A 361-nucleotide genomic window follows, 5' to 3' on the forward strand; every position below is an offset into this window, starting at 1 on the left:
ACATTCGCCGAAAATTCGATTGTGCTCGTGCTCAAAGAGCCACTCACAAATTTTACCTTAGCCTGATCCGTTACCAGTGAAAGTAACGTTCAGTCTATCTTTCTATCACATACCCAAATTTTTAAAGAACGAACTAGTCAAAGACTAGAAATCAATATTCRCTTTAGAATATTCATTTCTAAACTCTAACGAAACAGACCACCTTMMAGGCTGGCYTCTCGTCTTCTTCAATGAATCAAGCAATTCGTGTGGGAGCTCATGGAGCAGCTGAGTCGTCGATTAAGGAGGTGATCCAGCCGCAGGTTCCCCTACGGCTACCTTGTTACGACTTCACCCCAGTCATGAATCACACCGTGGTAAC

The 361-nt window shown here is 43.4% G+C and carries 1 rRNA gene; it reads right to left on the minus strand.

Annotation, left to right across the window (positions count from 1 at the left end):
- Positions 1–280: 280 nt before the first annotated feature.
- Positions 281–361, minus strand: a 16S ribosomal RNA gene (locus AB4Z35_RS31320); the annotation flags it as partial.

Origin of the sequence: Pseudomonas sp. KB_15, from assembly GCF_052114525.1 — a bacterium.
Lineage (GTDB): Bacteria > Pseudomonadota > Gammaproteobacteria > Pseudomonadales > Pseudomonadaceae > Aquipseudomonas.